This is a genomic window from Plantactinospora sp. A48 (assembly GCF_055793945.1).
The window spans coordinates 1-3412 of the sequence record NZ_JBTIXF010000120.1 but is presented as its reverse complement, the minus strand read 5'-3'; the positions used below and the strand labels follow the sequence as shown (position 1 = coordinate 3412).

The 3412-nt window shown below is 56.8% G+C and carries 2 rRNA genes; both read right to left on the bottom strand.

Going from position 1 to position 3412, the window contains the following annotated elements:
• Window positions 1-117: ribosomal RNA gene (rrf, locus tag ACXN5W_RS30140) — 5S ribosomal RNA — on the bottom strand.
• Window positions 118-207: 90 nt separating this feature from the next.
• Window positions 208-3319, bottom strand: a 23S ribosomal RNA gene (locus ACXN5W_RS30135).
• Window positions 3320-3412: the final 93 nt, after the last annotated feature.

Below are 3412 nucleotides of genomic sequence, written 5' to 3'. Positions count from 1 at the left end.
GTCCGGCGGCGTCCTACTCTCCCACATCCTCCCGGATGCAGTACCATCGGCGCTGGTGGGCTTAGCTTCCGGGTTCGGAATGTGACCGGGCGTTTCCCCACCGCTATAACCGCCGTAACACTCATCAACCACACCACACACCACAACCAGACACTGGCATCATGTGTTGTTGGTTCAGATATCGCATAGTGGACGCGTAGCAACTTAGTAGTCAAGTCCTCGGCCTATTAGTACCGGTCAACTGAACCCGTTACCGGGCTTACATCTCCGGCCTATCAACCCAGTCGTCTAGCTGGGGGCCTTACCCCCGTTACCGGGGTGGGATACCTCATCTCGAAGCGAGCTTCCCGCTTAGATGCTTTCAGCGGTTATCCCTTCCGAACGTAGCCAACCAGCCGTGCCCCTGGCGGGACAACTGGCACACCAGAGGTTCGTCCGTCCCGGTCCTCTCGTACTAGGGACAGCCCTTCTCAAGTATCCTACGCGCACGGCGGATAGGGACCGAACTGTCTCACGACGTTCTAAACCCAGCTCGCGTACCGCTTTAATGGGCGAACAGCCCAACCCTTGGGACCTGCTACAGCCCCAGGATGCGACGAGCCGACATCGAGGTGCCAAACCATCCCGTCGATATGGACTCTTGGGGAAGATCAGCCTGTTATCCCCGGGGTACCTTTTATCCGTTGAGCGACACCGCTTCCACACGCAAGTGCCGGATCACTAGTCCCGACTTTCGTCCCTGCTCGACCTGTCAGTCTCACAGTCAAGCTCCCTTGTGTACTTGCACTCAACACCTGATTGCCAACCAGGCTGAGGGAACCTTTGGGCGCCTCCGTTACCTTTTAGGAGGCAACCGCCCCAGTTAAACTACCCACCAGACACTGTCCCTGAACCGGATAACGGCCCGAAGTTAGATACCCAAATCAACCAGAGTGGTATTTCAAGATTGCCTCCACCCATACTGGCGTATGGACTTCACCGGCTCCCACCTATCCTACACAAGCCAATCCGAATACCAATGTCAAGCTATAGTAAAGGTCCCGGGGTCTTTCCGTCCTGCCGCGCGTAACGAGCATCTTTACTCGTAATGCAATTTCGCCGGGCCTGTGGTTGAGACAGTAGGGAAGTCGTTACGCCATTCGTGCAGGTCGGAACTTACCCGACAAGGAATTTCGCTACCTTAGGATGGTTATAGTTACCACCGCCGTTTACTGGCGCTTAAGTTCTCAGCTTCGCCCCCGAAGGAACTAACCGGTCCCCTTAACGTTCCAGCACCGGGCAGGCGTCAGTCCATATACATCGAATTACTTCTTCGCATGGACCTGTGTTTTTAGTAAACAGTCGCTTCCCCCTGGTCTCTGCGGCCATACCACGCTCCAGCAGCAAGTGCCTTCACGCGTCCGGCCCCCCTTCTCCCGAAGTTACGGGGGTAATTTGCCGAGTTCCTTAACCACAGTTCACCCGATCGCCTTGGTATTCTCTACCTGACCACCTGTGTCGGTTTGGGGTACGGGCCGCTCGGAACTCGCTAGAGGCTTTTCTCGGCAGCATAGGATCACTGACTTCACCTGAATCGGCTCGGCATCACGTCTCACCCACAAGATGTGCGGATTTGCCTACACATCGGGCTACACGCTTACCCCGGCACAACCACCGGCCGGGATCAGCTACCTTCCTGCGTCACCCCATCGCTTGACTACTACCCGCCAGGTTCCCACGCTCCCCACCACAGACCCGAAAGCCCACAGCAGTTCGGATGGTTAGCACAACGAGGTTCATCACGGGCGCTCCTACACGGGTACGGGAATATCAACCCGTTGTCCATCGACTACGCCTCTCGGCCTCGCCTTAGGTCCCGACTCACCCAGGGCGGATTAGCCTGGCCCTGGAACCCTTGGTCATCCGGCGGAAGGGTTTCTCACCCTTCTTTCGCTACTCATGCCTGCATTCTCACTCGTGCCGCGTCCACAACTCGATCACTCGGCTGCTTCACCCCCGGCACGACGCTCCCCTACCCATCCACACACCTGCACAACAAACCCGAAAGTCTGCCGCGAGGTACACGCGTGAATGCCACAGCTTCGGCGGTGTGCTTGAGCCCCGCTACATTGTCGGCGCGGAACCACTTGACCAGTGAGCTATTACGCACTCTTTAAAGGGTGGCTGCTTCTAAGCCAACCTCCTGGTTGTCTATGCGATCCCACATCCTTTTCCACTTAGCACACGCTTAGGGGCCTTAGCTGGTGATCTGGGCTGTTTCCCTCTCGACTACGAAGCTTATCCCCCGCAGTCTCACTGCCACGCTCTCACTTACCGGCATTCGGAGTTTGGCTGATTTCAGTAAGCTTGTAGGCCCCCTAGACCATCCAGTGCTCTACCTCCGGCAAGAAACACGTGACGCTGCACCTAAATGCATTTCGGGGAGAACCAGCTATCACGGAGTTTGATTGGCCTTTCACCCCTAACCACAGGTCATCCCCCAACTTTTCAACGTTGGTGGGTTCGGCCCTCCACGCGGTCTTACCCACGCTTCAGCCTGCCCATGGCTAGATCACTCCGCTTCGGGTCTAGAACACGCGACTCAACGCCCTATTCGGACTCGCTTTCGCTACGGCTCCCCCACACGGGTTAACCTCGCCACATGCCACTAACTCGCAGGCTCATTCTTCAAAAGGCACGCCATCACCCCAAAAGGCTCTGACGGATTGTAGGCGAACGGTTTCAGGTACTATTTCACTCCCCTCCCGGGGTACTTTTCACCATTCCCTCACGGTACTAGTCCGCTATCGGTCACCAGGAAGTATTTAGGCTTACCAGGTGGTCCTGGCAGATTCACGGCAGATTACAGGAGTCCGCCGCTACTCGGGAACACCCACAGAAGACCACACACTTTCACCTACCGGACTCTCACCGTCTACGGTCAGCCATTCCAGACCATTCAGCTAGCATGCGGTTTTATCACTCCTCGAACACGTGTCAGCATGTCCAGCAGGGTCCCACAACCCCGACCGCGCAACCCCTGACAGGTATCACACACGACCGGTTTAGCCCACATCCGCTTTCGCTCGCCACTACTCACGGAATCACTATTGTTTTCTCTTCCTACGGGTACTGAGATGTTTCACTTCCCCGCGTTCCCTCCACACACCCTATGCATTCAGGTGCGGGTGACACCACATGACTGGTGCCAGGTTTCCCCATTCGGACACCCTGGGATCACAGCTTGGTTGACAGCTCCCCCAGGCCTATCGCGGCCTCCCACGTCCTTCATCGGCTCCTGGTGCCAAGGCATCCACCGTTCGCCCTTGACAACTTGACCACAAAGATGCTCGCGTCCACTATGCAATTCTCAACCAACAACCAACCCACAACCCCCACACACCACACCAGCAACCACCACCCACAACCCCCC